A 24437-nucleotide genomic window follows, 5' to 3' on the forward strand; every position below is an offset into this window, starting at 1 on the left:
GCGCGTCAGTCGTGCGGGGCGTCGCGGGGGACGGAGACCGTGACCCGCAGGCCGTGGGGGGTGTTGCGGCCGTACTCGATGGTGGCGCCGCCCGCCGCGAGCAGGACCCGGGAGATGGACAGCCCGAGGCCCGAGCCGCGGACGTTCTGATGGCGGTTGCTGCGCCAGAAGCGGTCGCCCACCCGGGCCAGCTCCTCGTCGGTGAGGCCGGGGCCCAGGTCGGCGACCACGACGGTGGCGACGGGGCCCTCCGCGGCGACGGTGACCCTTACCTCCTGGCCGGGCGGGGTGAACTTCAGCGCGTTGTCGATCACCGCGTCCAGTGCGCTGGAGAGCGCTATGGGATCGGCCCAGGCGGTGACCGCCGGGGCCCCGTCCTGGGTGAGGTCCACCCCGTTCCCGTCGGCGACGGGGTGCCAGGCGGCGACGCGCTCGGCGGTGAGGGCGGCGACGTCGGTGAGGGCGAGGTCGGCCGCGGTGTGCTCGGCGAGCGCCAGGTCCAGCAGGTCGTCGAGGACCTGGGCCAGCCGCTTCCCCTCCAGCCGCACCGAGGCGATCTCCTCGTTCCCCTCGGGGAGTTCGAGGGCGAGCAGCTCGATCCGCAGCAGCAGCGCGGCCAGCGGGTTGCGCAGCTGGTGGGAGGCGTCGGCGACGAACGCCCGCTGCTGTTCGAGGACTTCCTCGACGTTGTCGGCCATCTCGTTGAACGAGTGGGCCAGCCTGCGGAGTTCGGGCGGGCCACCGCCCTCGACCACCCGGGAGCGCATCCGGCCGCGCGCGATGTCGTGGGTGGCGGCGTCCAGGGTCCGCACCGGGAGCAGCACCCAGCCGGTGAGCCGGAACGCGGCTCCGACGGCCACCAGCATGGCCACGGCCTCGCCGGCGGCGATGATCAGCCAGCCGTGCAGGGTGCGGGCCCGCATCTCGTCGGTGGGCGAGTCGATGACGACGACGGCGACGACGTCCCCGTCGCGCACGACGGGTGAGGCGACGACGACGCGTCCGTGCTGCCAGGGCCAGACCTGGGGCGGATCGTGGGAGCGGCGGCCGAGCAGCGCCTCCTGGAAGGCGGCGCGCCCCTCGCCCTCCCGGGGCAGGTTCCAGGTGGAGGGCGCCCGGGCCAGCGAGCGGTCGTCGCGGTAGAAGATCCCGGCCCGGATGCCGTACACGGAGTCGTAGGCGTCGAGGTCCGCCTGGAGGGTCCGGCGGCGTTCGTCGTCGGGGGCGACGGGTTCGCTGATGAACTGGGCGAGCGCGGCGAAGCGCGCGGTGTCGTCGATCCGGTCGATGACGACCTGCTGCTGCTGGGCGCCGGCCACGCTCATGGCGAGCGGGAAGCCGAGCGCGAGCAGCACCGCGGCCATGAGGACGATGAGCAGGGGGAGCAGACGGGTACGCACCGGAGCGGCGAACTCTCAGGCGACCGGCGGGACGAGCCGGTAGCCGACTCCCCGCACCGTCTCGATGAGCGCGGGCAGCCGCAGTTTGGCGCGGAGCGAGGCGACGTGCACCTCCAGGGTGCGGCCCGTGCCCTCCCAACTGGTCTGCCAGACCTCGCTGATGATCTGCTCGCGCCGGAAGACCACACCGGGGCGCTGGGCGAGCAGGGCGAGGAGGTCGAACTCCTTGCGGGTGAGCTGGACTTCGGCACCGTCCACGCTGACCCGGCGGGTGGGCAGCTCCACCCGTACGGCGCCCAGACGCAGTGCGGCGAGCGGGATCGGGCCGGTGTCCTCGCCACCGGTGGTGCGACGGGCGACGGCGTGGATGCGGGCGAGCAGCTCGCCGGTGTCGTAGGGCTTGGTGACGTAGTCGTCGGCGCCGAGGTTGAGCCCGTGGATGCGCGAGCGCACGTCGGCGCGGGCGGTCACCATGATCACGGGGGTGGAGGTGCGTTTGCGGATCTTGCCGCAGACCTCGTAACCGTCCTGGTCGGGCAGCCCGAGGTCCAGCAGGATGACCCCGAAGGGCTCCTTCTCGGCCGGCAGCAGGGCCCGCAGGGCCTCCTCGCCGCTGCGGGCGTGCACGACCCGGAAGCCGTGGCGGGCGAGCACGGCGGACAGGGCCGCGGCGACGTGGTTGTCGTCCTCGACGAGCAGCAGTCTCACAGGCCCTCCTCTCCGTGCACCCGGCACTCGTGTGCGCTCGGCGGTCGCTTTACGGCATTACAGGGCGTTACCCCACGAGGAGACGATAGACGCCGTTCGCGCCCGGTGGCACGAGTCCGGGATCCGGCACCGCTCTCCACTGTGCTCCGTCGCCCCTCCGGGCATCCACGCCGACGGACTCCCCCCAGTCAATACCCCGCCCGTCACAACGGGGTTTCCGTTACCCACCCGGTACGCCACGGCGCTCCACGCGCCTTCGGCGCTCACGCCCCGCGTCCCGGCGCATGCCGGATCGTTATCCTCAAACTTCCCTCAGATCTGCTGACGGTCATCGCACTGCGTCACTAGTGTCCTAGCCACCCGAGGAGGACGGAGCTAGAGCCGATGAGCGGAGTTTCAGTGACGAAGGCCGCCGAGGATGCCACGCCCGAGGCGGACGACCTCGTCGTACTGAGCAACGTCAACAAGCACTTCGGCGCGCTGCATGTGCTCCAGGACATCGATCTGACCATCGCCCGCGGCGAGGTCGTGGTCGTCATCGGGCCGTCGGGGTCCGGCAAGTCCACGCTGTGCCGCACGGTCAACCGCTTGGAGACGATCGACTCGGGAGCGATCACGATCGACGGCCGCCCGCTCCCCCAGGAGGGCAAGGAACTCGCCCGTCTGCGCGCCGATGTGGGCATGGTCTTCCAGTCGTTCAATCTCTTCGCACACAAGACCGTGCTGGAGAACGTCATGCTGGGCCAGATCAAGGTCCGCAAGGCAGACAAGAAGACCGCCCAGGACAAGGCGCGGGCCCTGCTCGACCGGGTCGGCGTGGGCGTGCAGGCGGACAAGTATCCGGCGCAGCTCTCCGGCGGCCAGCAGCAACGCGTCGCCATCGCGAGGGCGTTGGCGATGGACCCGAAGGTCATGCTCTTCGACGAGCCCACGTCGGCGCTCGACCCGGAGATGATCAACGAGGTCCTCGAAGTCATGCAGCAGCTGGCCCGGGACGGCATGACGATGATCGTCGTCACCCACGAGATGGGCTTCGCCCGCTCGGCCGCCAACCGCGTCGTCTTCATGGCGGACGGGAAGATCGTCGAAGAGGCCGCGCCCGACCAGTTCTTCAGCAACCCCCGCAGCGACCGGGCCAAGGACTTCCTGTCGAAGATCCTTCACCACTGACGCCAACGACCTACGACAGAAGGAACGTTCACGATGCAGCTCCGTAAGTCGGCCGCTCTCGCGGCCATCGCCGTCATCGCTTTGACCGCCACCGCCTGCGGGGGCAAGGAAGGCTCGGCCGGTGACAAGCCGGCGGGCACGAAGCCCGGCGCGTCCGACGCCCCCGCCCTGCCCACGTACACCGTCGCCACCGGCGTCGACCTGGACTCGCCGACGTTCAAGGAGGCGAAGTCGCGCGGCAAGCTGATCATCGGCGCCAAGGCCGACCAGCCCTACCTGGGCTTCGAGGACCAGTCGACGAAGGTGCGCTCCGGCTTCGACATCGAGATCGCCAAGATGGTCGCCGCCGACCTCGGCTTCTCGGACAAGCAGATCGAGTGGAAGACCGTCGACTCCGGCATCCGCGAGACGGCGATCTCCAAGGGCCAGGTCGACTACTTCGTCGGTACGTACACGATCAACGACAAGCGCAAGAAGCTGGTCGGCTTCGCTGGTCCGTACTACAAGGCGGGCGCCGACCTGCTGGTCCGCAAGGACGAGAAGGACATCACGAGCAAGGACACGGTGAAGGGCAAGAAGGTCTGCTCGATCGTCGGCTCCACCCCGCTCCAGGAGATCAAGAAGCCGGAGTACGGCGCGAGCGTCGTCGAGCTGGCCAAGTACTCCGACTGCGTCCAGCAGCTGCTCACCAACCAGGTCGACGCGGTCACCACCGACGACTCGATCCTCAAGGGTTACGCCGCGCAGAACCCGGAGAAGCTGCGGGTCATCGGCCAGCCCTTCACCGAGGAGCCCTACGGCGTCGGCCTGAACAAGGACGACAAGGCGCTGCGCGACGCGATCAACGACTCCCTGGAGAAGCACATCCAGGACGGCACCTACAAGAAGATCTACGACGCGACGCTGGGTCTGTCCGGCTCGCAGTACACCGAACCGCCGGCCATCGAGCGCTACTGACGGAACGCCGCCCGGCGTCGCCTCCCCGACTCCGGGCGGTCCCGTCCGCCCCCGCCCGCGTACGCCGCCGCCCCGGTAGGAGCGCGGCGGCGTACGCGGAGCCCGCCCCGGCCCCGATGCCGCTGACTGCCGACGCGGAGACCTCATGAACGTACTGCTCGACAATTTCCCGGAGTTCCGCGACGGCTTCATAGGCACGGTGTCGATCACCGCGGTCAGCTCGGTCATCGCGCTGGTGCTCGGCGTCCTCGTCGCCGGCATGCGGGTGTCACCGGTGCCGCCCCTGCGGTACTTCGGCACGGCCTGGGTGACGCTGCTGCGCAACACCCCGCTGACCCTGCTCTTCCTGATCTTCTTCTTCGTCGTGCCCCAGATCTTCTTCTCCGGCCTGAGCCCGTTCGTCCTCGGCTCGCTGGCCCTGGGCTTCTACACCTCGTCGTTCGTCTGCGAGGCCGTCCGCTCCGGCATCAACACCGTGCCGCTGGGCCAGGCCGAAGCCGCCCGCTCGATCGGCATGTCGTTCCCGCAGACCCTGCGGCTCGTCGTCCTCCCGCAGGCGACCCGCTCCGTGATCCCGCCGCTGAGCAGCATCTTCATCGCCCTCACGAAGAACTCCGCCATCGCCGGAGCCTTCAGCGTCGCCGAGCTCTTCGGCTGGCAGAAGCTGATGAGCGACCGCGGTTACGCGATCACCCCCGTCTTCATCTGGGTCGCCCTCGGCTACCTGGTCGTCACCTTTGTCATCAGCGGTCTCTTCCGGCTGCTGGAGCGCCGTATGGAGGTCGCCCGATGAGTGCCAGCGTTCTCTACGACGCACCGGGTCCCAAGGCCACCGTCCGCAACCGGATCTACGCGGTGGTCGGCGGCGCCGCCATCGTGGCGCTGATCGTCTTCGCCCTCAAACGGCTGTCCGACACGGGCAACCTCGCCCCCGAGATGTGGGACATCTTCAACTACTCGGGAATCCGGCAGAACATCGCCGACGCGGTGCTGGCCACCCTCAAGGTCTTCGGTCTGGCCGCGGTCGGCTCGGTCCTCCTCGGTGTGCTGCTCGCCGTCGGCCGCCTCTCCGACCACCGGCCGGTACGCCTGGTGGCGACCACGTTCATCGAGCTCTTCCGCTCGATCCCGCTCCTCATCACGATCTACGCGATCTGGGTCGGCTTCCTCACCGACTACTCGATGTGGGCACTGGCCCTGGGCCTCTCCGTCTACAACGGCTGTGTCCAGGCCGAGGTGCTGCGGGCCGGCATCAACTCGGTCCCCCGGGGCCAGAGCGAGGCTGCGTACGCCCTGGGCATGAGCAAGACACAGGTGATGCTCGGTGTGCTGATGCCGCAGGCGGTACGGGCGATGCTGCCGACGATCATCAGCCAGCTGGTGGTGACCCTCAAGGACACCTCGCTCGGCTACATCATCCTGTACCCGGAGCTGCTCCAGACCGCGCGGCTGATCGCCTCCAACACCCAGGTCAACGGGCAGTACCCGTACGTCTCGACGATCGTCGTCGTCGGCACCATCTACGTGACGATGTGTCTGCTGCTGTCGGCGCTCGCGACCTGGATCGAGCGGCGCGGCCGCCGGGCGAAGACCGGGCTGGTCCCGGCTCCGGCCGGTGGCGCCGCGGCCCCCGAGGCGACGGTCACCGTTCCGGCCGCCCGTACGGGGGGCGCAGGGGGCGCGGAGGGTGCGCCGGCCGCCGGTACGGGCGCGGCCCAGGAGGCGCCGGGGTCCGAAGGGGACGCCGGGACCGTCGGGAAGCCGTAGCGGACCCATGGTCGGCCAGAGCATTCGAGGCAGCGGCGCGTGCGCCGCTGCCTCGCTCGCTTGACGCGGGCACCCCCAGTGGGTTGCATACGTTCTGTGATCACGCACCGGACTTCGACCGCTTCGACCGCCAGTTTCCGCACGACCCTCCGGGCCGGAGGGCACACGTCGTGGAACCGGTGATCGTCGTCGGCGCCGGGCCCGCGGGTCTGACGCTCGCCCTCGCCCTCGCGGCACAGGGCGTCCCGTCCGTCCTCCTCGACGAGGGCCCCGGGAAGGACGAGCCCCGCCCCGCCCGCACGGTCGTGCTGCGCGAGGACACCGCCGACCTGGTGATGAGGCTCGGCTGCGCCACCCCCGACCGGGCCGCGCTGACCTGGTCCGGCTGGCGTTCGCTCCGCCGTCACCAACTGGTGCGCGAGGTACCGCTCGGCGAGGGGGCGGAGAGCGGATCGCTCCCGGCGCCGGTCCATCTGCCGCAACACGCGCTGACCCGGGGGCTGCGGGCCGCCGTGGCCGCGCACGAACTGGTCCGGCTCGTCCCGCTCAGCCGGGTCGACACCCTGGAGCAGGACGCGTCCGGTGTCACCGTGCACACCCGGGGGACCGACGCGACCTGGTGGCGGGGGAGTTATCTGGTCGGTTGCGACGGAGCGCGCTCCGTCGTGCGCAAACTGCTGGAGGTCAGGTTCCCGGGCCGGACCGCCGTGGAGCGCCATGCCGTCGCGGCGCTGCGGGTCGAACTCCCCTGGTCGGGCGAGGCCGTGCTGCACCGGCAGCCCCCCTGGCGTTCGGGCGGCACCGAGGTGACGGCCCGTCCGCTGCCCGGCGGGGTCTGGCGGCTCGACTGGCTGCTCCCCCCGCGCGGTGAACTGGTCACGCCCGAGGCGCTGATCGCCCGGACCCGCGAGACACTGGCCGGCTGGTGCGGGGAGACCCCGCCCTACGAACTGCTCGACACCGGCGTCTACACCGTCCACCACCGGCTCGCCCTGCGCTGGCGGGTGAAGCGGGCGTTCCTCGCGGGGGACGCCGCGCACCTGCTGGGCGCGCTGGGGACCCAGGGCGTGGACGAAGGGCTGCGGGACGCCGAGAACCTCGCCTGGAAACTCGCCCAGGCCTGGCACCACGGCGCCTCCGAACTGCTCCTCGACAGTTACCAGGCCGAGCGCCGGACCGCCGTGGCGGCCCGGCTGCGCGCCGCCGACCAGTCGCTGCCGATACTGCGCGGTGGGGGTGGTCTGCGGAGCCTGGTGGCGGGCGGCGCACGGGGGCACGACGCCCTCCTCTCCGACGCACATCTGGGGTGCGGCCCGCTGGGCGCGCCCCCTTCGTACACGCACTCCCCTCTCGCACCACAGCACGCCCAGGCGCACGTGGCGGTCGGCACGCCCCCCGGTGCGCCGGTGACCGACGTGCGGGCCACCGCTCCGGACGGCACGTCCGTGCGGCTGCGCGCCCGGCTGGAACACGGCCGGTTCCTGGTGGTGCTGGTCGCTCCGGGCACGGGGGTCTGGGACCGGCGGCACTGGATGACGGCGGGGGTGATGCCGCGTCTCGCGGACGCCGTGCGCGCCCTGCCGGTGGAGAGCGAACTGCTCGTCACGGAGAGCTATCCCGGCGCGACGGCCCATACGGTGCTGCTGATCAGGCCGGACGGGCACCTGGTGGCCTCCTTCTCGGGGGTACGGCCGGCGGACCTCCTCGCCGCCGCGGAGGCCGCGCGGGGTGGACCGCCCGGCGCCACGTCCCCGGACGACGACCCGCCCCCGCGCACCTCTGCGCGCTCCGACAGGGCGGCCACCGTCAATTGACCCGCGTGGACACGCGTGGTGTACTCCAGAACATGACCGACGACAGCTGCGTACGCCTGTGGCGGAGGGTCCACATGGACCTCGTCCGCTACGCGGGCTGCGTCTGTCGCCCTTCCTGCTGACTCGCCTCCCCGCCGTACCGTGCCGCCTGCGCACCGGTGCGCGCCTCTCACGCGAACTCTCAGGACGGTCACCGTGTCTGTGCTCCCCGTTTCCCCCACGCCCTCGCCCGTGCCCCGGGCGTCCTACGAAGGCCTGGCCACCCTCGAACCCCGTCCCGACGCCGTCGCGGCGGCGGTGACGACGACGGCAGGCGTCGTGCCGGCCCGGTCCACCCCGGCCGCTCCGACCGCTCCGACCGTGGCCGAACTGCTCGACTTCGCCCGCCGGACCGCCGCCGACGCGGAGTTGGTCGCCTCGTTGCCCCTCGACCCCGAGGGTCGCACCTGGGTACGGCTCGACGGCCCCGCGGGGAGCGAGGCCTGGCTGATCGGATGGCCTCCCGGTACCGGCACCGGCTGGCACGACCACGCGGACTCGGTCGGCGCCTTCCTCACCGCTTCCGGGACACTCAAGGAGCACTCGCTGGCGGCCCGGCTGCCCACCGAGGGGTGGAAGACGCTGGAGCTGGCCGAAGGGATCGACCGCAGCCGCGAGTTGACCGAGGGTCAGGGACGCGCGTTCGGCCGCCACCACGTGCACGAGGTGCTGAACGAATCCGCCGACGAGCACGCCGTCTCCGTCCACGCCTACTACCCGCCGCTCCCCCGCATCCGCCGCTACAGCCGTACGGGCGCGGTGCTCAGACTGGAGCAGACCGAGGTTCCGGAGGACTGGCAGTGACCACGCACGAGGACGGCCGCACGCACGGCGCCGCCCACCAGGGCGGACCGGTCGGCATCGACGACTACCTCGACCGGGTACGGCAGAGGTACGAGCGGATCGGCCCCCGGCGGGCCGCCGAGGAAGCCGCCGGGGGCGCGCTGCTGGTCGACATCCGCTACGCCGCACTGCGCGAGCGGGACGGCCTGATCCCGGGCGCCCTGGTCGTGGAACGCAATGAACTGGAGTGGCGGCTCGACCCGTGGGGGAGCCACCGCGCGGAGCAGGCGGTGAGCCACGACCTGCGGATCGTGGTCGTCTGCAACGAGGGGTACGCGTCCACCCTCGCGGCGGTCTCCCTGCACCGGCTGGGCCTGAGCCGCGCCACCGACCTGATCGGCGGCTTCCAGGCGTGGCGGAGCGCGGGACTCCCGGTCGTCGGCCCCGGGTGACCGAAGCCGTCCGGAGCTACCGGTACGTGGGGCCGCCCGGGCCGCTGACGACGGTCCGGCCCGGCAGCGCCGGCTGCCGGATCGCCTCTTCGACCGCTTTCGCCCGGTGGGTGGCGCTGCGGCCGGCGCCGGAGCTGTGCGAACCCTTCACCTACGCCGTCGCCGACGACGGGGTGCTGCTCCTGGCGCCACGCCGGAGCGAGCACGTGGCCTGTGCGGGCGGTGGCGCCGTGCTGGGCGCGGGCGAGATCGGCTTCGCCCGCGACGCCGGCGGGTGGATGGTGGACGGGGTCAGCAACCTGTCGACCGGCTACTGCCCGGACACCAGCTCCTGGACCGCCGTCGCGCGGGCGGTGGACCGGACGGGGCTCGCCCGTCCGGACGGCTTCACCCACGAGGTGGTCTTCCGCCGCTGCCCCGGCTGCCAGGAGCACTCCGTCGTCCGCGAGGACCACTTCTTCTGCGTCTTCTGCGACGGAGCGCTGCCCCCGGAGTGGAACGTGGACCCGGCGGGCTGAGACGGTGCGCCGTCCCCCGGGACGCACCGTGCCGTCCCCGTCACCGTGCTGTGCCCGTCCCCGTCCCGTCCCCGCTCGCGGGCCTCCCGCCGACCGGACCCGGACCGCGGGGAGCACCCCTCCGGTGCCGCGCCCCGCGGTGCCCGTTCGCAGTCACGCGCACCCGGGGCCCACCCGATCGGACGCTCCCCGGTGGAGGGGCCCTCGCTCAGGCCCGACATTCGCCTCATGCACCCCGAGGCCGATCTGCACCGACGTGGCACGCCGATGGACCTGGACTCCCCCGTCCTCACCCCGGACGAACTCGACCTCCACGCTTCCCGCCTCCAGGAATCCGACCTCTGGCAGCGGATCGTCACCGGCTGGGACCACTCGGCCCCCGAGCCCGTACGGCTCCGCCCCGCTGATGACGCCGACCCAGTCCCCCGTGCTTCCCTCGCGGTGGCCCCCGCACCCCCCAGCGCCGGTGACCGGGCCGGCAGCGGTCCCGCCGAGGCCGACGCTCCTGCCGGTGCCGGTGCCGGTGCCGGTGCCGAGGCCTGTCCCGGTGCTGTAGCCGCGCTGCCGGCGCGATCGCCGGAGCACTGGCGTGGGCTGCTCTCCGTACCCGTCGACCAGCTCGTGGCGGACTCCCTGCGCGCCCTGCCCGCCCCGTCTCCCGTCGAGCGGCGGCTCCCGGGGCGGCTCGGGGCGATGCTGCCGGACCGGCTCCACTCCTGGCGGCGCATCGGCCGGAGCGACGTACGCCCCTCCGTCCACCTCGCGTACGCGCGGCAGATCCTGACCGAGTGGGGATGGCAGAACACGCCGTACCGGCTGCGCGACGCGCGCGGCGCGCGATGCGTCTGCGGGGCGATGCTCACGGCGCACCGGCTCGGCTACGGCTCCGTCGGCACGGTCGACCGGGCCGGAGCGTGGATGATCACCGAACTGCGCGCCCAGGGCTGGACCGATCTGATCGGCCCGTGGAACCGGGCACCCGGCCGTACCGTTTCCGACGCGCTCGCCCTGATCGACGCCACCATCCGCCGCGCCTCCCGGGCCGGCGACTGACCGCTCGGCCCTGGCCACGCGCAGCCTGACCAGGCCAGTGCCGTGCGACGGACGCGGCCCGGACCTGCCTGGAGGGAGTGGGGGCTCCACCCCCACCGCCGCTCGGGACGGGCGGGACAGGACGGGGCCGGTCAGTACGGCTCGTCCAGTCCTTCCGTGTCCTCCCCCTCGGCCTCCAGCGCCTGGCGCACCACGCGGAGCGCCATACCCTCGCCGTACCCCTTCCGGGCGAGCATCCCCGCCAGACGGCGCAGTCGCTTGTCCCGGTCGAGTCCTCGGGTGGACCGGAGCTTGCGCGCCACCAACTCCCGGGCGGTCTCCTCCTCCTGCGCGGAGTCGAGGTTCCCGACCGCCTCGTCGATCACCGCCGAATCGACGCCCTTGGTACGGAGTTCACGGGCGAGCGCCCGGCGGGCCAGTCCTCTGCCGTGATGTCTCGACTCCACCCAGGAGTCCGCGAACCTCGCGTCGTCGATCAGCCCCACGTCCTCGAACCGGGACAGCACCTCCTCCGCCACCTCGTCGGGAATCTCCCGCTTGCGGAGCGCGTCGGCGAGCTGCTTCCGGGTGCGCGGAGTGCCGGTGAGCAGGCGCAGACAGATGTTCCGCGCCTGCTCGACCGGGTCGCGCGGCTCCCCCTGCTCGGCCCTCGACGAGGAAGGGGAGCCGCCGTTCCTGGAGCGGGAGCGACGGCTCGCCCCCTCGCCGAACCCCGCACCGCCGCCGAATCCCGTCCCCGAGCCCGCCCCCCGACGGGCTCCGGAACGGGATCGCGCTTCGGTTCCGGTGTCCGGCCCCGGCTCCGCAGCCGGTCCGCGCGCGAAGTCGGCCATGCCCCCCGCAGAGGGCTCCGCACCGCTCTCCGCACCGAATCCGGTGGCCGGTTGCGACCACTCCGTACGCCGTGTCACGGACTAGCTCTTGGCCGCCGCGGCGGTCTTGGTGGCCTTCGCCTTGGCCGCCGCGGCCGTGGTCGCGGGCTTCGCGGTGCCGTCGGCCGCCGCCGGCGTCGTGGCGTCCGCCGCGTCCACGCCGGCCGCCGGGGTTTCGGTGCTCTCCGGGCGGACGCCGATGCCGAGCTTCTCCAGGATCTTCCTCTCGATCTCGTTGGCGAGGTCGGGGTTGTCCTTGAGGAAGTTGCGGGCGTTCTCCTTGCCCTGGCCGAGCTGGTCGCCCTCGTACGTGTACCAGGCGCCGGCCTTGCGCACGAAGCCGTGGTCCACGCCCATGTCGATCAGACCGCCCTCGCGGCTGATGCCCTGGCCGTAGAGGATGTCGAACTCGGCCTGCTTGAAGGGCGGCGCGACCTTGTTCTTGACGACCTTGACGCGCGTGCGGTTGCCGACCGCGTCGGTCCCGTCCTTGAGCGTCTCGATACGGCGGATGTCGAGGCGGACCGAGGCGTAGAACTTCAGCGCACGGCCACCGGTCGTGGTCTCCGGGGAGCCGAACATCACGCCGATCTTCTCGCGGAGCTGGTTGATGAAGATCGCGGTGGTCTTGGACTGGTTCAGCGCACTGGTGATCTTGCGGAGCGCCTGGCTCATCAGACGGGCCTGGAGACCCACGTGGGAGTCGCCCATCTCGCCCTCGATCTCCGCGCGCGGCACCAGGGCCGCCACGGAGTCGATGACGATCAGGTCGAGCGCACCGGAGCGGACCAGCATGTCCACGATCTCCAGAGCCTGCTCGCCGTTGTCCGGCTGGGAGAGGATCAGGTTGTCGATGTCGACGCCGAGCTTCTTGGCGTACTCCGGGTCGAGCGCGTGCTCGGCGTCGATGAACGCCACCTGACCGCCCAGCCGCTGCGCGTTGGCCACGGCGTGCAGGGTCAGGGTCGTCTTGCCGGAGGACTCCGGGCCGTACACCTCCACCACGCGGCCGCGCGGCAGCCCGCCGACACCGAGGGCCACGTCGAGCGCGGTGGATCCGGTGGGGATCACCTCGATGGGTTCGTTCGGACGCTCGCCGAGGCGCATGACCGCGCCCTTGCCGAATTGGCGCTCGATCTGGGCGAGAGCGGCGTCCAACGCCTTCTCGCGGTCGTTACCTGCCATGGGTTCCACCCGATTTGCTTGAGTCGATCGCTTCACGTCTCAGACGCTAACCCCTGCCACTGACAATGGCCCTCGACGTCCTCCCGGCCTGTGGACAACTCCACCGCCGCACGCCCGGTCGAGCCGGGCCCGCAGGCCATGCGAACGGATGTTCGATTTTAGTGTCAAGCGCACCACGCCGCAGCCCACACCCCGTCCGACAGGGGTCCCGCGCCCTGTCGCACCCCTCCGCGCCCTGCGCTCCCGGACGCGCACCGGCACTGCTGGACCGTCGAAGGCAGTGAGCGAAGTCATGTTCGCGGGAGGGCTCGTCGCCGGCCCTCTCCGCACCCCGTACCCCGCGATCCCCACGAGCACCGCATCGAAAAGCACCCCCGGCGCGCGGTGCGTCGGGCCGCCGGGGAGACCATCGGGCTCGGGCTGCTCGGCGAAGGCGCCGTCGGAACCGTCGGACCCGCCGGCTACCTCCCGCTACCGCCCGCCCGGCTCCTCGCCCCGCGTACTGCCGCCGTGGCTCCCGTCGCCCGCACCCTCCGCCTCGGGTGTCCGGTTCGGGCCGGCCCCCCGCCCCGGCCCGACCACCAGGTGGCGGACCCGGGAACCGAGCGGCCGGCGCTGCCGCTGTCGCGGCTGCCGGCTGCTTCCGCCGCCCACCCGGGGATCGTCGGTCACCGCGTACCGCTTCACGTACGCACCGAGGAACGCCTGGAGGGTGGCCACCGCGGGGATCGCGATCAGCGCCCCGACCGCGCCGAGCAGGGCGGTTCCGGCGATCACCGAGCCGAAGGCCACCGCGGGATGGATGTCGACGGTCTTCGACGTCAGCTTGGGCTGCAGCACGTAGTTCTCGAACTGCTGGTAGATCAGGACGAAGCCGAGGACCCACAGCGCGTACCAGGGATCGACCGTGAACGCGATCAGCATCGGCAGGGCGCCCGCGAGGTAGGTGCCGATGGTCGGGATGAACTGCGAGACCAGACCGACCCAGACGGCGAGCGCCGGGGCGTACGGCACTCCGAGCACCACGAGCAGGATGTAGTGCGCGACGCCGGAGACGAGGGCCATGAGGCCGCGGGAGTAGAGGTAGCCGCCGGTCTTGTCGACCGCGATCTCCCAGGCCCGCAGCACCTCGGCCTGGCGCGACGGCGGGAGTACCGAGCAGAGCGCCCGCCGCAACCGGGGCCCGTCCGCCGCGAAGTAGAACGAGAACAGGAAGATCGTCAGCAGCCGGAACAGTCCGCCCAGCACCGTGGTGGAGATGTCGAGCACTCCGGTCGCGCTGTTCTGGACGTACTTCTGGAGCCAGTCGGAGTGCAGCAGGCTGTCCTGGACCTCGACCCGGGAGAGTTCCGTGTGGAACGTCTGGTTGACCCACTTGATCACCGAGTCGAGGTACTTCGGGAACTCGTCGACCATGTCGACGATCTGCCCGGCGAGCATCGAACCGAGCAGCACCACGAACCCGATGCCGAACACGAAGACGACGAGGAAGACCAGGAAGGTCGCCAGGCCGCGCCGCATGCCCCGTCCGGCCATGCGGCCGACCGCCGGCTCTATGGCCAGGGCGAGGAAGAAGGCGATCAGGATGTTGATCAGCAGACCGATGAGCTGGTCGAACGCCCAACTCCCCAGCCGGAAGCAGGCGTAGAGCGCCAACGCCATGACGACGGCGCGCGGGAGCCACCGGGGCATGCGCGCGGGCTCGCCGTCCGCAGGCCGCTCCGGAGGCGCGGCAGGGGGAAGGGGAGGCGCGGCGGAGTGCCGCGGGTTCTGCACGGTCTCGTCTGTCGGTGCCACGCCCACCAGTCTCGCCTACCGGCGGGGCCGCCCGTCCCCAGCCCCGTGCCCCCTCGCCCCCCGCGGTCCACCGCGCCGGAGCGCGGTCCGCCGGCGGCGCGGGCTCAGCGCCGGTCGGCGGGGATGTCCATCGCCGCGCAGACCGCTCGCCAGACGTCCTTCGTCTCCCACCCCGCGTCGAGCGCCTGCTGGACGGTGAGGCCGCGCAGCTCGGTCATGACGTGGTCGCGCGCGAAGGAGTCCGCGTACGCACTGCCGAAGTGGTCCGCCATCCGCTCCCAGAAAATCGTCAACCGCATGCCCCCAGTATCCCGCTCCTTGGGGTGCGGTCCCCCCGCCGCAGGCGTCCCGCGGCGCATTCCGCTCTACGGTCGGTCCATGCCAGGAACCGCAGCACGTCCCCTCGCCCGCGCCGAGCAGTTCATCTGGCTCACGGCCCGCGTTCTCGAGCAGCGGAGGTTCGCCCACGACTTCCTCGACGGAGGCGCGGACGCGGTCGAGACCGCGCTCGCCGCCTACCGCAACGAGGACGGCGGCTACGGCCACGCCCTCGAACCCGATCTGCGCGGCCCGGTCAGCCAGCCCCTGCACACCGCGCACGCGCTGAGCGTGCTGGACTCCGTCGGCCGGTGCCACGGGCCCCGGGTGGACCGGATCTGCGGTTACCTGACGGCGGTCTCCACCGGCGAGGGAGCGCTGCCCGCGCTCCGTCCCTCGCAGCGCGGCTACCCCACCGCTCCCTTCATCCCCGTCGTCGACGACCCGCCCGCCGAGCTGCTGGCCACCGGTCCGGTCGTGGGGCTGCTCCACCGCAACCAGGTCTGGCACGCGTGGCTCTTCCGTGCGACGGACTTCTGCTGGTCGGCCGTGGAGTCGCTGACCGTCTCCCACCCGTACGAGATCGAGGCGGCGGTCGCGTTCCTGGACGGGGCGCCGGACCGGGCGCGGGCGCGGGCCGCGGCGGAGCGGCTGGGCCGACTCGTACGCGACCAACGGCTGGCCGTGCTGGACGCGCGCCGGCGCGAGGAGTACCCCCTGGCGCCCGGGTACGCGCCGGGCGAGTACCACTTCCCGTACGACTACGCCCGTCACCCCGCCTCGCTGGCGCGCGGCTGGTTCAGCGAGGCGGAGATGGCGCGCTCCCTCGACCACCTCGCGGCCGAGCAGCGCGAGGACGGCGGCTGGCCGCTCACCTGGCGGCAGTGGGCCCCCGGTACGGCCCTGGAGGGACGCCCTCTGGTCACCCTGCGCGCCCTCCAGATCCTGCGAGCACACGGCCGCGACCTGGGCCGACCGGCGCCCGCGGGGTAGGCGCGGCCCTCCGGACACCGGCCCGGGCGGTGTGCGGCACCTCGGGGCCGACGCACGGTGGCCGCCGCTCACCGGCCGATGTCAGTGCCGGGGTGCACGATGGGGGCATGGTCGGCTCTGCCCTGGATTCGTTCTCGCCCGCGACCCGCAGTTGGTTCGCGGGTGCCTTCCACGCGCCCACCGCCGCGCAGGAGGGCGCCTGGTCCGCGATCGCCGAGGGATCGGACGTGCTGGTCGTCGCGCCGACCGGTTCCGGCAAGACGCTGGCGGCGTTCCTGGCCTCCCTCGACCGACTCGCCTCCGAACCGCCCCCCGCCGAGCCGAAGAAGCGCTGCCGGGTGCTGTACATCTCGCCGCTGAAGGCCCTCGCCGTCGACGTGGAGCGCAACCTCCGGTCGCCGCTGACCGGCATCCGCCAGGAATCGGAGCGGCTGGGGCTCCCGGAGCCGGACATCCGGGTGGGCATCCGCTCCGGCGACACCCCGCCCGCCGAACGCCGCACCCTGGTCACCAAGCCGCCGGACATCCTGATCACCACACCCGAGTCGCTCTTCCTGATGCTGACGTCCTCGGCGCGCGACGCCCTCGCCGGGGTGGAGACGGTGATCCTGGACGAGGTGCACGCCGTCGCCGGCACGAAGCGCGGCGCCCACCTCGCGCTGAGTCTGGAGCGGCTCGACGAGCTGCTGCCGCGCCCGGCCCGCCGGATCGGGCTGTCGGCCACGGTCCGGCCGGTCGACGAGGTGGCGCGGTTCCTGTCGCCGCAGCGCCGGGTGGAGATCGTGCAGCCGCCCTCGGCCAAGGAGTTCGACCTCTCCGTGGTCGTTCCGGTGGAGGACCTGGGTGAACTGGGCGGCTCACCGGCCACCGACAGCGGAGGCGACCCGCCGGACAAGCCCTCGATCTGGCCGCAGGTGGAGGAGCGGATCGCCGATCTCGTGCAGGCGCACCGCTCGACGATCGTCTTCGCCAACTCCCGGCGCCTCGCCGAGCGGCTCTGCAACCGGCTCAACGAGATCGCGTACGAGCGGGCGACCGGCGAGGCGATGCCGGAGGCGCACTCCCCCGCCGACGTCATGGCGCAGTCGGGCGGGGCGAAGGGCGCCCCCGCCCTGCTGGCCCGCGCCCACCACGGCTCCGTCTCCAAGGAGCAGCGGGCCCAGGTGGAGGAGGACCTCAAGGCCGGCCGGCTGCCCGCCGTCGTCGCCACCTCCAGCCTGGAGCTCGGCATCGACATGGGCGCGGTGGACCTGGTGATCCAGGTCGAGTCGCCGCCCTCGGTCGCCTCAGGGCTCCAGCGGGTGGGCCGGGCGGGCCACCAGGTGGGGGCCGTGTCGACGGGCGTGGTCTTCCCGAAGTACCGCGGCGACCTCGTGCAGGCGGCCGTGGTGACCGAGCGGATGCGCGAGGGCGCCATCGAGGCGCTGCGGGTCCCTTCGAACCCGCTGGACGTGCTGGCGCAGCAGCTCGTGGCCATCGTGGCCCTGGACGTCCGGCAGGCGGACGACCTGCTGGCGCTCGTCCGGCGCGCCGCGCCGTTCGCGTCGCTGCCCGAATCCGCGTTCACGGCCGTGCTCGACATGCTGGCCGGCCGCTACCCGTCGGACGCCTTCGCGGAGCTGCGCCCGCGCGTGGTCTGGGACCGCGTGGCGGGGACCGTCACCGGGCGGCCCGGGGCGCAGCGCCTCGCCGTGACGTCCGGGGGCACCATCCCGGACCGCGGACTGTTCGGTGTCTTCCTCGCCGGGTCGGACCCGAAGAAGGGCGGCGGCCGGGTCGGTGAGCTGGACGAGGAGATGGTGTACGAGTCCCGGGTCGGGGACGTCTTCACGCTGGGCACCACGTCCTGGCGGATCGAGGACATCACCCGTGACCGGGTGCTGGTCTCCCCCGCCCCCGGGGTGCCGGGCCGCCTCCCGTTCTGGAAGGGCGACCAGCTGGGGCGCCCGCTGGAGCTGGGCCGTGCGCTGGGCGCCTTCCTGAGGGAGATCGCAGGGCTTTCGCCGGAGGACGCCCGGCTCCGTCTGCTCACCGCCGGTCTGGACGCCTGGGCGGCCGGCAACATCCTCTCCTACCTCGACGAACAGCGGCGGGCCTGCGGCCACGTCCCCGACGACCGCACGATCCTCGTCGAGCGTTTCCGGGACGAGCTGGGCGACTGGCGGGTGGTGGTGCACTCCCCCTTCGGTGCGCAGGTGCACGCCCCGTGGGCACTCGCCCTCTCCGCCCGCCTCGCCGAGCGGTACGGCATGGACGCGCAGGTCATGCACGCGGACGACGGCATCGTGTTGCGGCTGCCGGACGCGGACCTGATGAGCCTGGACCTGCTCGACTTCGACGGCCCCGGTGGGTCCGGCGGCGGCGAGGGAACGGACGCCGACCGGAGTCGGGGTGCCATGCTCCCGGACGCCGCCTACGACAGCGGGCAGCCGCCCGTGGGCGCCGCCGACGTCGCCTTCGACAAGGGCGAGGTCCAGCAGATCGTCACCGACCAGATCGGCGGCTCCGCGCTCTTCGCCTCGCGCTTCCGCGAGTGCGCGGCGCGGGCGCTGCTGCTCCCCCGGCGCAGCCCCGGCAAGCGCACCCCGCTGTGGCAGCAGCGCCAGCGCGCGTCCCAGTTGCTCCAGGTGGCCTCCGAGTTCGGGTCTTTCCCGATCGTCCTCGAAGCAGTGCGCGAATGTCTCCAGGACGTGTTCGACGTACCGGGGCTGACCGAGCTCATGGGCGACCTCGAAGCGCGCCGCATCCGGCTCGTCGAGGTGACCACCACCGAGCCCTCGCCGTTCGCCCGTTCCCTGCTCTTCGGCTACGTCGCGCAGTTCCTGTACGAGGGCGACTCCCCGCTCGCCGAGCGGCGCGCCGCCGCGCTCTCGCTCGACTCGCACCTGCTGGCGGAGCTGCTCGGCCAGGCGGAGCTGCGCGAACTGCTCGACGCCGACGTGCTGACCGAGCTGGAGCAGGAGCTCCAGTGGCTGACCGGGGAGCGGCGGGTCAAAGACGTCGAGGGCGTCGCCGATCTGCTGCGGGTCCTCGGCCCGCTCACCCCGGCGGAGCTGGCCGAACGCGGCGCGGAGCCGTCCTGGGCGCCCGAGCTGGAGACGGCCCGCCGGGCCCTGCGGGTCCGTGTCGCCGGCGCCGACCACTGGGCGGCGGTCGAGGACGCGGGCCGGCTGCGCGACGCGCTGGGCACAGCCCTGCCGGTCGGGGTCCCCGAGGCGTTCACCGAACCGGTCAAGGACCCGCTGGGCGATCTCCTCGCCCGGTACGCCCGCACGCACGGCCCGTTCACCTCGGCGCGGGCGGCGGAGCGCTTCGGGCTCGGTCCGGCGGTGACGGAGGGTGCCCTGCAGCGCCTTGCCGCGTCGGGACGGGTCGTCCAGGGCGAGTTCCATCCGGCGGGCATCGGTCAGGAGTGGTGCGACGCCACGGTGCTGCGCCGGCTGCGCCGCCGTTCGCTCGCGGCGCTCCGGCACGAGCTGGAGCCGGTGCCGCCCGCCGCCCTGGCGACGTTCCTGCCGCAGTGGCAGCACCTGGACGGCCACGGGTTGCGGGGCATCGACGGGCTGGCGCGTGCGATCGAGCAGTTGCAGGGGGCTCCGGTGCCCGCTTCGGCGCTGGAGAAGCTGATCCTGCCGAGCCGGGTCGCCGGGTTCTCCCCCGCGCTGCTGGACGAGCTGACCACGACCGGCGAGGTCGTCTGGGCCGGCGCGGGCGCTCTCCCGGGCAAGGACGGCTGGCTCGCGCTCTACCCGACGGACAACGCCCCGCTGCTGCTGCCGCCGCCCCACCCGCTGGAGCTGACCGCGCTGCACGAGTCCGTCATGGCCTCCCTCCAGGGCGGGTACGGCCTCTTCTTCCGCCAGATCGCCGACCAGGTCCGGGCCACCACGCACCCGGCCGCCTCGGACGCGCAGCTGGCGGACACGCTCTGGGACCTCGCCTGGTCCGGGCGGCTCACCAACGACACGCTGGCGCCGCTGCGCGCACTCCTCGGTTCGGGACGTACGGCCGGGGCGACCGCGCACCGGGCGAGACGTTCGGTGCCGCGCGGCCGGTACGGCTCGCTCACCGCCTCCGCCCGTGCCACGTCCCGGACCGGACCGCCCACGGTCTCCGGACGGTGGGCGCTGCTGCCCGGGCCGGAACCCGAGCCCACCCACCGCGCCCACGCGCTGGCCCGCACCCTGCTGGACCGGCACGGCGTGGTGACCCGGGGCGCGGTGCAGGCCGAGGGGGTGGAGGGCGGCTTCTCGGCGACGTACCGCATCCTCGCCGCCTTCGAGGACAACGGCCAGGCCAGACGCGGGTACGTCGTCGAGGGTCTCGGGGCCGCCCAGTTCGCGATGGACGGTGCCGTGGACCGGCTGCGTGCGGCGTCGACCGCCCGTGACCGCCGTGACCCGGGAAGTGTTCCGCGGGCCGTGGTGCTGGCGGCCGCCGACCCCGCCAACGCCTACGGCGCGGCCCTGCCCTGGCCGGAGTCCCCCGACGGCGCCGGGCACAAGCCCGGCCGCAAGGCGGGCTCCCTCGTGGTCCTCGTCGACGGGGAGCTGACGCTCTACATGGAGCGCGGCGGCAAGTCCTTGCTGGCCTGGCCCCCCGATCCCGAGGCCCCCGCGTTGCGCGCGGCGGCCGAGGCGCTCGCGGCGCAGGCGAAGGCGGGCGTCCTCGGCACCGTCACGGTGGAGCGCACCAACGGCGCGTCCAGCCTGACCTCACCGGTGGGCAAGGTTCTGGAGGCCGCAGGCTTCCTGGCCACCCCGAAGGGCATGCGGCTGCGCGCCTGACCGGACACCTGACGAGCTGGCACACGGACGAACGAGCCCCTTGGTTCCGGCCCGCTCCCCGTAGAAAGCCGTCGGGGCCCGGTGGTACGGGCCGCGCGGGGCGGTGCTGCCGCATGATGGAGGCATGCCCGAAGGAGACACCGTCGCGCGCACGGCGAAGCATCTGCACGCGGCGCTCGCCGGACGCGTCCTCACCCACGCGGATCTGCGGGTGCCCCGGTTCGCGACCGCCGATCTGACCGGTCGCACCGTCCTCGACGTGACGCCGCGCGGCAAGCACCTCCTCACCCGGCTGGAGGGCGGCCTCACCCTCCACAGCCATCTGCGGATGGACGGCGCCTGGCGGATCTTCGCCCCCGGGGAGCGGTGGCGCGGCGGTCCCGCGTACGAGATCCGGGCCGTGCTCGGCAACGCCGACCACACCGCCGTCGGGTACCGCCTCCCCGTGCTGGAGCTTCTGCGCACCCCGGACGAGGACCGGGTGGTCGGCCATCTGGGGCCGGACCTGCTGGGGCCCGACTGGGACCCGGGGAAGGCCCTGGGGAATCTGCTCGCCGCCCCGGACCGCCCTCTCGGGGAGGCCCTCCTCGACCAGCGCAACCTGGCCGGGATCGGCAACGTCTACAAGTGCGAGCTCTGCTTCCTGGCCCGCGTCACGCCCTGGCTGTCGGTCGGCGAACTGCCCCCGGCCCTGCTCCCCCGCATCGTGCGCGCCGCCGAGCGGCTGCTGGACGAGAACCGCGACCGTTCCACCCGCACCACCACCGGCCGGATCGCCGCCCTCAGCCGCACCCGCGAGCCGGTGTACGTGTACGGGCGCGCGGGTCGCCCCTGTCTCCGCTGCGGCACCCCCATCCGCAAGGCGGACCAGGACGACCGCCCCACGTACTGGTGCCCCCGCTGTCAGGAGGGCCCCGTCCCCGGCTGAGCCCGTTCCTCTTCCCCCCGCTCGCCACCGCTCGGGTGTCTCCCGCGCCCGGAACAAGGCCGCCCCCCGCGCCGGGTTCCGCGCCACCACCGGCCGCGGAGGCGCCTGCCGGTCGGTCCCGCGGCAGCCGCGTGGACCGGCAGCAGGCTCAGCCCCCAGCCGCCCGCGGCCACCGCTCCCTCCACCGCTCCGGTCTGCCCGGGGTCGAGGACGAGCCGCAGGACGGCCCACCACCACACGCCGACGCCGGTGCCGGCGCATATGAGGAGGCCGGCGGATATCAAGGCCGGCCGCACCCGTCTCCGTATCACCGCGGCCTCCTCCGGCCGATGCCCGGCCCGCGTCAGCGGTGGACGGGTGACCGCCGCCCCGGGGTGAGGTCTCACGCCGGCACCCCGCGACCGCGACCGGCCCGCCCGGCCAGGTCCTTCCTCCGGCAGTCTGCCCCGGGACCGGGCACGCTGCATCCAGAGGCGACGGCAGGCGCGCCGCAGGGCCTCGCGCCGCCGGCCGCGGGCCGCGGTACGAGGCCCGGTCAGGGCCGCCGGGCCCGGATCCCATCGAAGGCGACGCTGACCCGCGTGCGGCCCGCGTGCGGCCCGCCGGAGGGGGACGGGCGGTCCGTGCCGGGCGGTGCACCGCACACGCCCCCCACGATGCCGCCGCGCGCCCAGCCGTCGCCGCTCACGGGTGTGTACCGGTTCCCGGCCGGAACTCGGCGATCAGCCCGCCGACGGCTGTCCTCGCGAAGTCACGCGCCAGCCGCCCCCGGCGGACGGTCCACCCCTCGGTGGCCGGTGCGGGGGATCCGTACCGGCGCTCCTCGATGTCGGCCACCACCTCCGGCGGCGCGTCCCACGAACGGAGGACCTCCAGTGCCTCGCCCTTGGTGATGAGCCGGCCGGTCCGCAACGTGACGGCCGCCCGGGCCGGTGTCAGCAGGGCGAGGTCGACCCAGATGTCGTGGCGCATGTACTCGGTGTGATCGGGATGGTCGAGCGCGGGCAACCAGAAGCCCTCCAGGTCGCCGAGGATGAACTCCGCCAGCTCCTCGTCGGTCACCGGCGGCAGCACGGAGGCGACGGGCCGCCCGTGCAGGACGGCCCCGAACGACGCGAGTTCGCGCCGGGTCACCGGGGTGACGGACCGCCGTGTCAGCTCCTCGTGCGCCCACGTCGTGTGGGTGAGCGCCGTGTCCGCCAACTCGGGCACCGCGACGTAGCTGCAGTGCAGCTTCGCCGCCAGGGGATCACCGTGGGCGACCGCGTGGTGCACCGCTGCCAGCCGCCGCTCCTGCTGCGGGGTCGGGGGCAGATCGGTGACGGCGATGAGGTCGAGGTCGCTGCGGCCGGGCCGGTAGTCACCGCCGGCGAGGGAGCCGTGGGCCCACAGGGTGACTCCCGGCAGGACCTCCCTGATCCCGCGCAGGAAACGATCGATGAGCGCCAGGGTGGCGGAGTCGTCCATGCGCCACACCCTGCCCCGGGGAGGACGGGTGCGACAAGGCCGGGGTCGGCACGCGGTCCCGCCTGTCCCACCGGCCCCCGTCCCGCCCGGCGGAAGGGCCGGGGCCGGACGGACGCGGGAAAGCCCCGATCCGGATGTTCCGGAATCGGGGCCTTCGGCCACTCCCGCGCGGTCCGGGGCTCGACGAGCCCTTCGTGCGCGCAGGCGCTGAGCCTGCTCAGGCACTCTCCGCCTGGAACATCCAGGCGTGCTTCTCGAGGTCGGCCGTCACGGCGATCAGGATGTCCTGGCTCACCGGATCGGGGTCGGCGGTGACTTCGATGCGCTGCCGCATCCGGCCGATCACGATCTCCAGGGCGTCGACGAGGACCTTCACCGCGTCGGCGTCCTTGATCCAGCCGTCCGGTACGACGTCGATGGCCGTCGTACGGGCGATGGTGGCGGACCGGCCGTCCGGGTTGACGCCGACTGCGGAGGCGCGCTCGGCCACCGTGTCGGAGTGCTGCCGGGCGGTGTCCACGACGTCGTCGAGCTGCAGGTGCACGGAGCGGAAGCGCGGACCGACGACGTTCCAGTGGACCTGCTTGGCGGCCAGCGAGAGGTCGACCAGGTCGACCAGGGCGCCTTGGAGCGCTTCGCCCACCGTCTTGAGGTCGGCATCGGAAAGCGGGCTCTTCACGACAGACATGCACTCTCTCCGTTCTGTCAGCGTCCAGGGGGCCACCCGCAGGGGGCCTGCTCCCGTCGCGCCGGCGGTTGCGTCGGCTGGTTCGACAGCCGCTGTCAGCACGCCATCCACGATGGCACACAAGGCGACAAAGCGACCATCCCGCAGCCTCGTTCTCCGTGTGCCCCGCGCACCGCGCCGCACACCCGGCGAACTGCCGCACGCGTCTCCACCGCACCCGTCGGCCCCGGCCCGCACATGACGGAACCCCGGCCGGCCCACGAGGGGCCGACCGGGGTTCACTGTCACCGGACCGCGCGGTTCAGGCAGCGACGACATCCACCGCTTCCGCGGGCGCCTTGATCGTCACCCGTCCCGCCGGCACACCCGCCACCGAAGCCACGGAGACGGAGTTGAGCATGGGGCGTACCGGCACATGGACCGGATCACTGGCTGCCGCCGACTCGGCGAGTTCGGCGAGTGACAGCTCATCGCTCACTTCACGCATGAGCTCGGACATCCGTACGTCAAGCGCGTCGCAAATCGCGGAGAGCAGCTCGGAGGATGCCTCCTTCTGCCCCCGCTCCACCTCGGAGAGATAGCCGAGCGAGACCCGGGCGGACGAGGAGACTTCGCGCAGAGTACGGCCTTGGCGCTGGCGCTGCCGACGCAGCACGTCACCCAGCAGGCGACGGAGCAGAATCATCGGTGGCTCCCTCCTCGGACCGCGTAGCCGCATCCTTCACGCCCCACCGTACCGCT

23 protein-coding genes are annotated in these 24437 nt (G+C 72.9%); 13 read left to right on the top strand and 10 right to left on the bottom strand.

The genetic code is table 11. The features are described from left to right. Positions 1-5 precede the first annotated feature (5 nt). Both PZB77_RS07210 and PZB77_RS07215 read right to left on the bottom strand, forming a co-directional pair. On the bottom strand, positions 6-1400 hold the full coding sequence (locus PZB77_RS07210) for a HAMP domain-containing sensor histidine kinase (RefSeq protein ID WP_275491743.1): 1395 nt from the start codon (positions 1398-1400) through the stop codon (positions 6-8). A gap of 15 nt (positions 1401-1415) precedes the next feature. After that, a complete protein-coding gene (locus tag PZB77_RS07215; RefSeq protein ID WP_275491744.1) occupies positions 1416-2108 on the bottom strand; it encodes a response regulator transcription factor in 693 nt (230 codons plus the stop codon). Positions 2109-2492: 384 nt separating this feature from the next. Between PZB77_RS07215 and PZB77_RS07220 the strand changes: the two genes are divergently transcribed. The 10 genes from PZB77_RS07220 (at position 2493) to PZB77_RS07260 (ending at position 10661) form a co-directional block, all read left to right on the top strand. Beyond that, on the top strand, positions 2493-3278 hold the full coding sequence (locus PZB77_RS07220; RefSeq protein ID WP_275491745.1) for an amino acid ABC transporter ATP-binding protein: 786 nt from the start codon (positions 2493-2495) through the stop codon (positions 3276-3278). Positions 3279-3311: 33 nt separating this feature from the next. Continuing rightward, a complete protein-coding gene (locus PZB77_RS07225) occupies positions 3312-4235 on the top strand; it encodes a glutamate ABC transporter substrate-binding protein (RefSeq protein ID WP_275491746.1) in 924 nt (307 codons plus the stop codon). A gap of 145 nt (positions 4236-4380) precedes the next feature. Further along, a complete protein-coding gene (locus PZB77_RS07230; RefSeq protein WP_275491747.1) occupies positions 4381-5028 on the top strand; it encodes an amino acid ABC transporter permease in 648 nt (215 codons plus the stop codon). Further along, entirely contained in the window at positions 5025-6002 is a 978-nt protein-coding gene (locus PZB77_RS07235) for an amino acid ABC transporter permease (protein ID WP_275491748.1), read from the top strand. The genes PZB77_RS07230 and PZB77_RS07235 overlap by 4 nt, the downstream gene beginning before the upstream one ends. A gap of 170 nt (positions 6003-6172) precedes the next feature. Beyond that, positions 6173-7816, top strand: a complete 1644-nt coding sequence (locus PZB77_RS07240) for an FAD-dependent monooxygenase (protein WP_275491749.1) — start codon at positions 6173-6175, stop codon at positions 7814-7816. Between the two features lie 32 nt (positions 7817-7848). Next, the gene (locus PZB77_RS31235) at positions 7849-7938 is read left to right on the top strand and encodes a putative leader peptide (protein WP_327268118.1); all 90 of its coding nucleotides are present in this window, start codon (positions 7849-7851) and stop codon (positions 7936-7938) included. 196 nt (positions 7939-8134) lie between these two features. Beyond that, positions 8135-8659: a cysteine dioxygenase gene (locus tag PZB77_RS07245; RefSeq protein ID WP_275495944.1), complete on the top strand. Its 525-nt coding sequence runs from the start codon at positions 8135-8137 to the stop codon at positions 8657-8659. After that, positions 8656-9090: a rhodanese-like domain-containing protein gene (locus PZB77_RS07250; protein WP_275491750.1), complete on the top strand. Its 435-nt coding sequence runs from the start codon at positions 8656-8658 to the stop codon at positions 9088-9090. Before PZB77_RS07245 ends, PZB77_RS07250 begins: the two co-directional genes overlap by 4 nt. Further along, a complete protein-coding gene (locus PZB77_RS07255) occupies positions 9087-9608 on the top strand; it encodes a hypothetical protein (RefSeq protein ID WP_275491751.1) in 522 nt (173 codons plus the stop codon). Before PZB77_RS07250 ends, PZB77_RS07255 begins: the two co-directional genes overlap by 4 nt. A 228-nt stretch (positions 9609-9836) precedes the next feature. Then, on the top strand, positions 9837-10661 hold the full coding sequence (locus PZB77_RS07260) for a hypothetical protein (RefSeq protein ID WP_343299848.1): 825 nt from the start codon (positions 9837-9839) through the stop codon (positions 10659-10661). A gap of 131 nt (positions 10662-10792) precedes the next feature. Here the strand turns inward: PZB77_RS07260 and recX are convergent, their stop codons facing one another. From recX to PZB77_RS07280, 4 genes are all read right to left on the bottom strand, one after another. Beyond that, entirely contained in the window at positions 10793-11494 is a 702-nt protein-coding gene (gene recX, locus PZB77_RS07265) for a recombination regulator RecX (RefSeq protein ID WP_275495946.1), read from the bottom strand. Between the two features lie 81 nt (positions 11495-11575). Further along, positions 11576-12718: a recombinase RecA gene (gene recA, locus PZB77_RS07270; protein WP_275491752.1), complete on the bottom strand. Its 1143-nt coding sequence runs from the start codon at positions 12716-12718 to the stop codon at positions 11576-11578. A 471-nt stretch (positions 12719-13189) separates the two neighbouring features. Further along, on the bottom strand, positions 13190-14410 hold the full coding sequence (locus PZB77_RS07275; protein ID WP_275495947.1) for an AI-2E family transporter: 1221 nt from the start codon (positions 14408-14410) through the stop codon (positions 13190-13192). Between the two features lie 209 nt (positions 14411-14619). Further along, positions 14620-14814, bottom strand: coding sequence for a DUF3046 domain-containing protein (locus PZB77_RS07280; protein ID WP_275491753.1), 195 nt, complete (start codon positions 14812-14814; stop codon positions 14620-14622). Between the two features lie 79 nt (positions 14815-14893). Here PZB77_RS07280 and PZB77_RS07285 point away from each other — a divergent pair, with 79 nt between their 5' ends. The 3 genes from PZB77_RS07285 (at position 14894) to PZB77_RS07295 (ending at position 21541) form a co-directional block, all read left to right on the top strand. Further along, entirely contained in the window at positions 14894-15826 is a 933-nt protein-coding gene (locus PZB77_RS07285) for a hypothetical protein (protein WP_275491754.1), read from the top strand. Positions 15827-15933: 107 nt separating this feature from the next. Continuing rightward, entirely contained in the window at positions 15934-20613 is a 4680-nt protein-coding gene (locus PZB77_RS07290) for a DEAD/DEAH box helicase (RefSeq protein WP_275491755.1), read from the top strand. A 124-nt stretch (positions 20614-20737) separates the two neighbouring features. Further along, complete coding sequence (locus PZB77_RS07295) at positions 20738-21541, top strand: DNA-formamidopyrimidine glycosylase family protein (protein WP_275491756.1); 804 nt, start codon at positions 20738-20740, stop codon at positions 21539-21541. Here PZB77_RS07295 and PZB77_RS07300 read toward each other — a convergent pair. From PZB77_RS07300 to PZB77_RS07315, 4 genes are all read right to left on the bottom strand, one after another. After that, positions 21517-21804, bottom strand: a complete 288-nt coding sequence (locus tag PZB77_RS07300) for a hypothetical protein (protein ID WP_275495948.1) — start codon at positions 21802-21804, stop codon at positions 21517-21519. The genes PZB77_RS07295 and PZB77_RS07300 overlap by 25 nt on opposite strands. A gap of 421 nt (positions 21805-22225) precedes the next feature. After that, complete coding sequence (locus tag PZB77_RS07305) at positions 22226-23008, bottom strand: nucleotidyltransferase domain-containing protein (protein WP_275491757.1); 783 nt, start codon at positions 23006-23008, stop codon at positions 22226-22228. A 217-nt stretch (positions 23009-23225) separates the two neighbouring features. Continuing rightward, entirely contained in the window at positions 23226-23696 is a 471-nt protein-coding gene (locus PZB77_RS07310) for a DNA starvation/stationary phase protection protein (protein ID WP_275491758.1), read from the bottom strand. Between the two features lie 301 nt (positions 23697-23997). Further along, positions 23998-24381, bottom strand: coding sequence for a helix-turn-helix transcriptional regulator (locus tag PZB77_RS07315; RefSeq protein ID WP_275491759.1), 384 nt, complete (start codon positions 24379-24381; stop codon positions 23998-24000). Positions 24382-24437: the final 56 nt, after the last annotated feature.

Source organism: Streptomyces sp. AM 2-1-1, assembly GCF_029167645.1.
Lineage (GTDB): Bacteria > Actinomycetota > Actinomycetes > Streptomycetales > Streptomycetaceae > Streptomyces.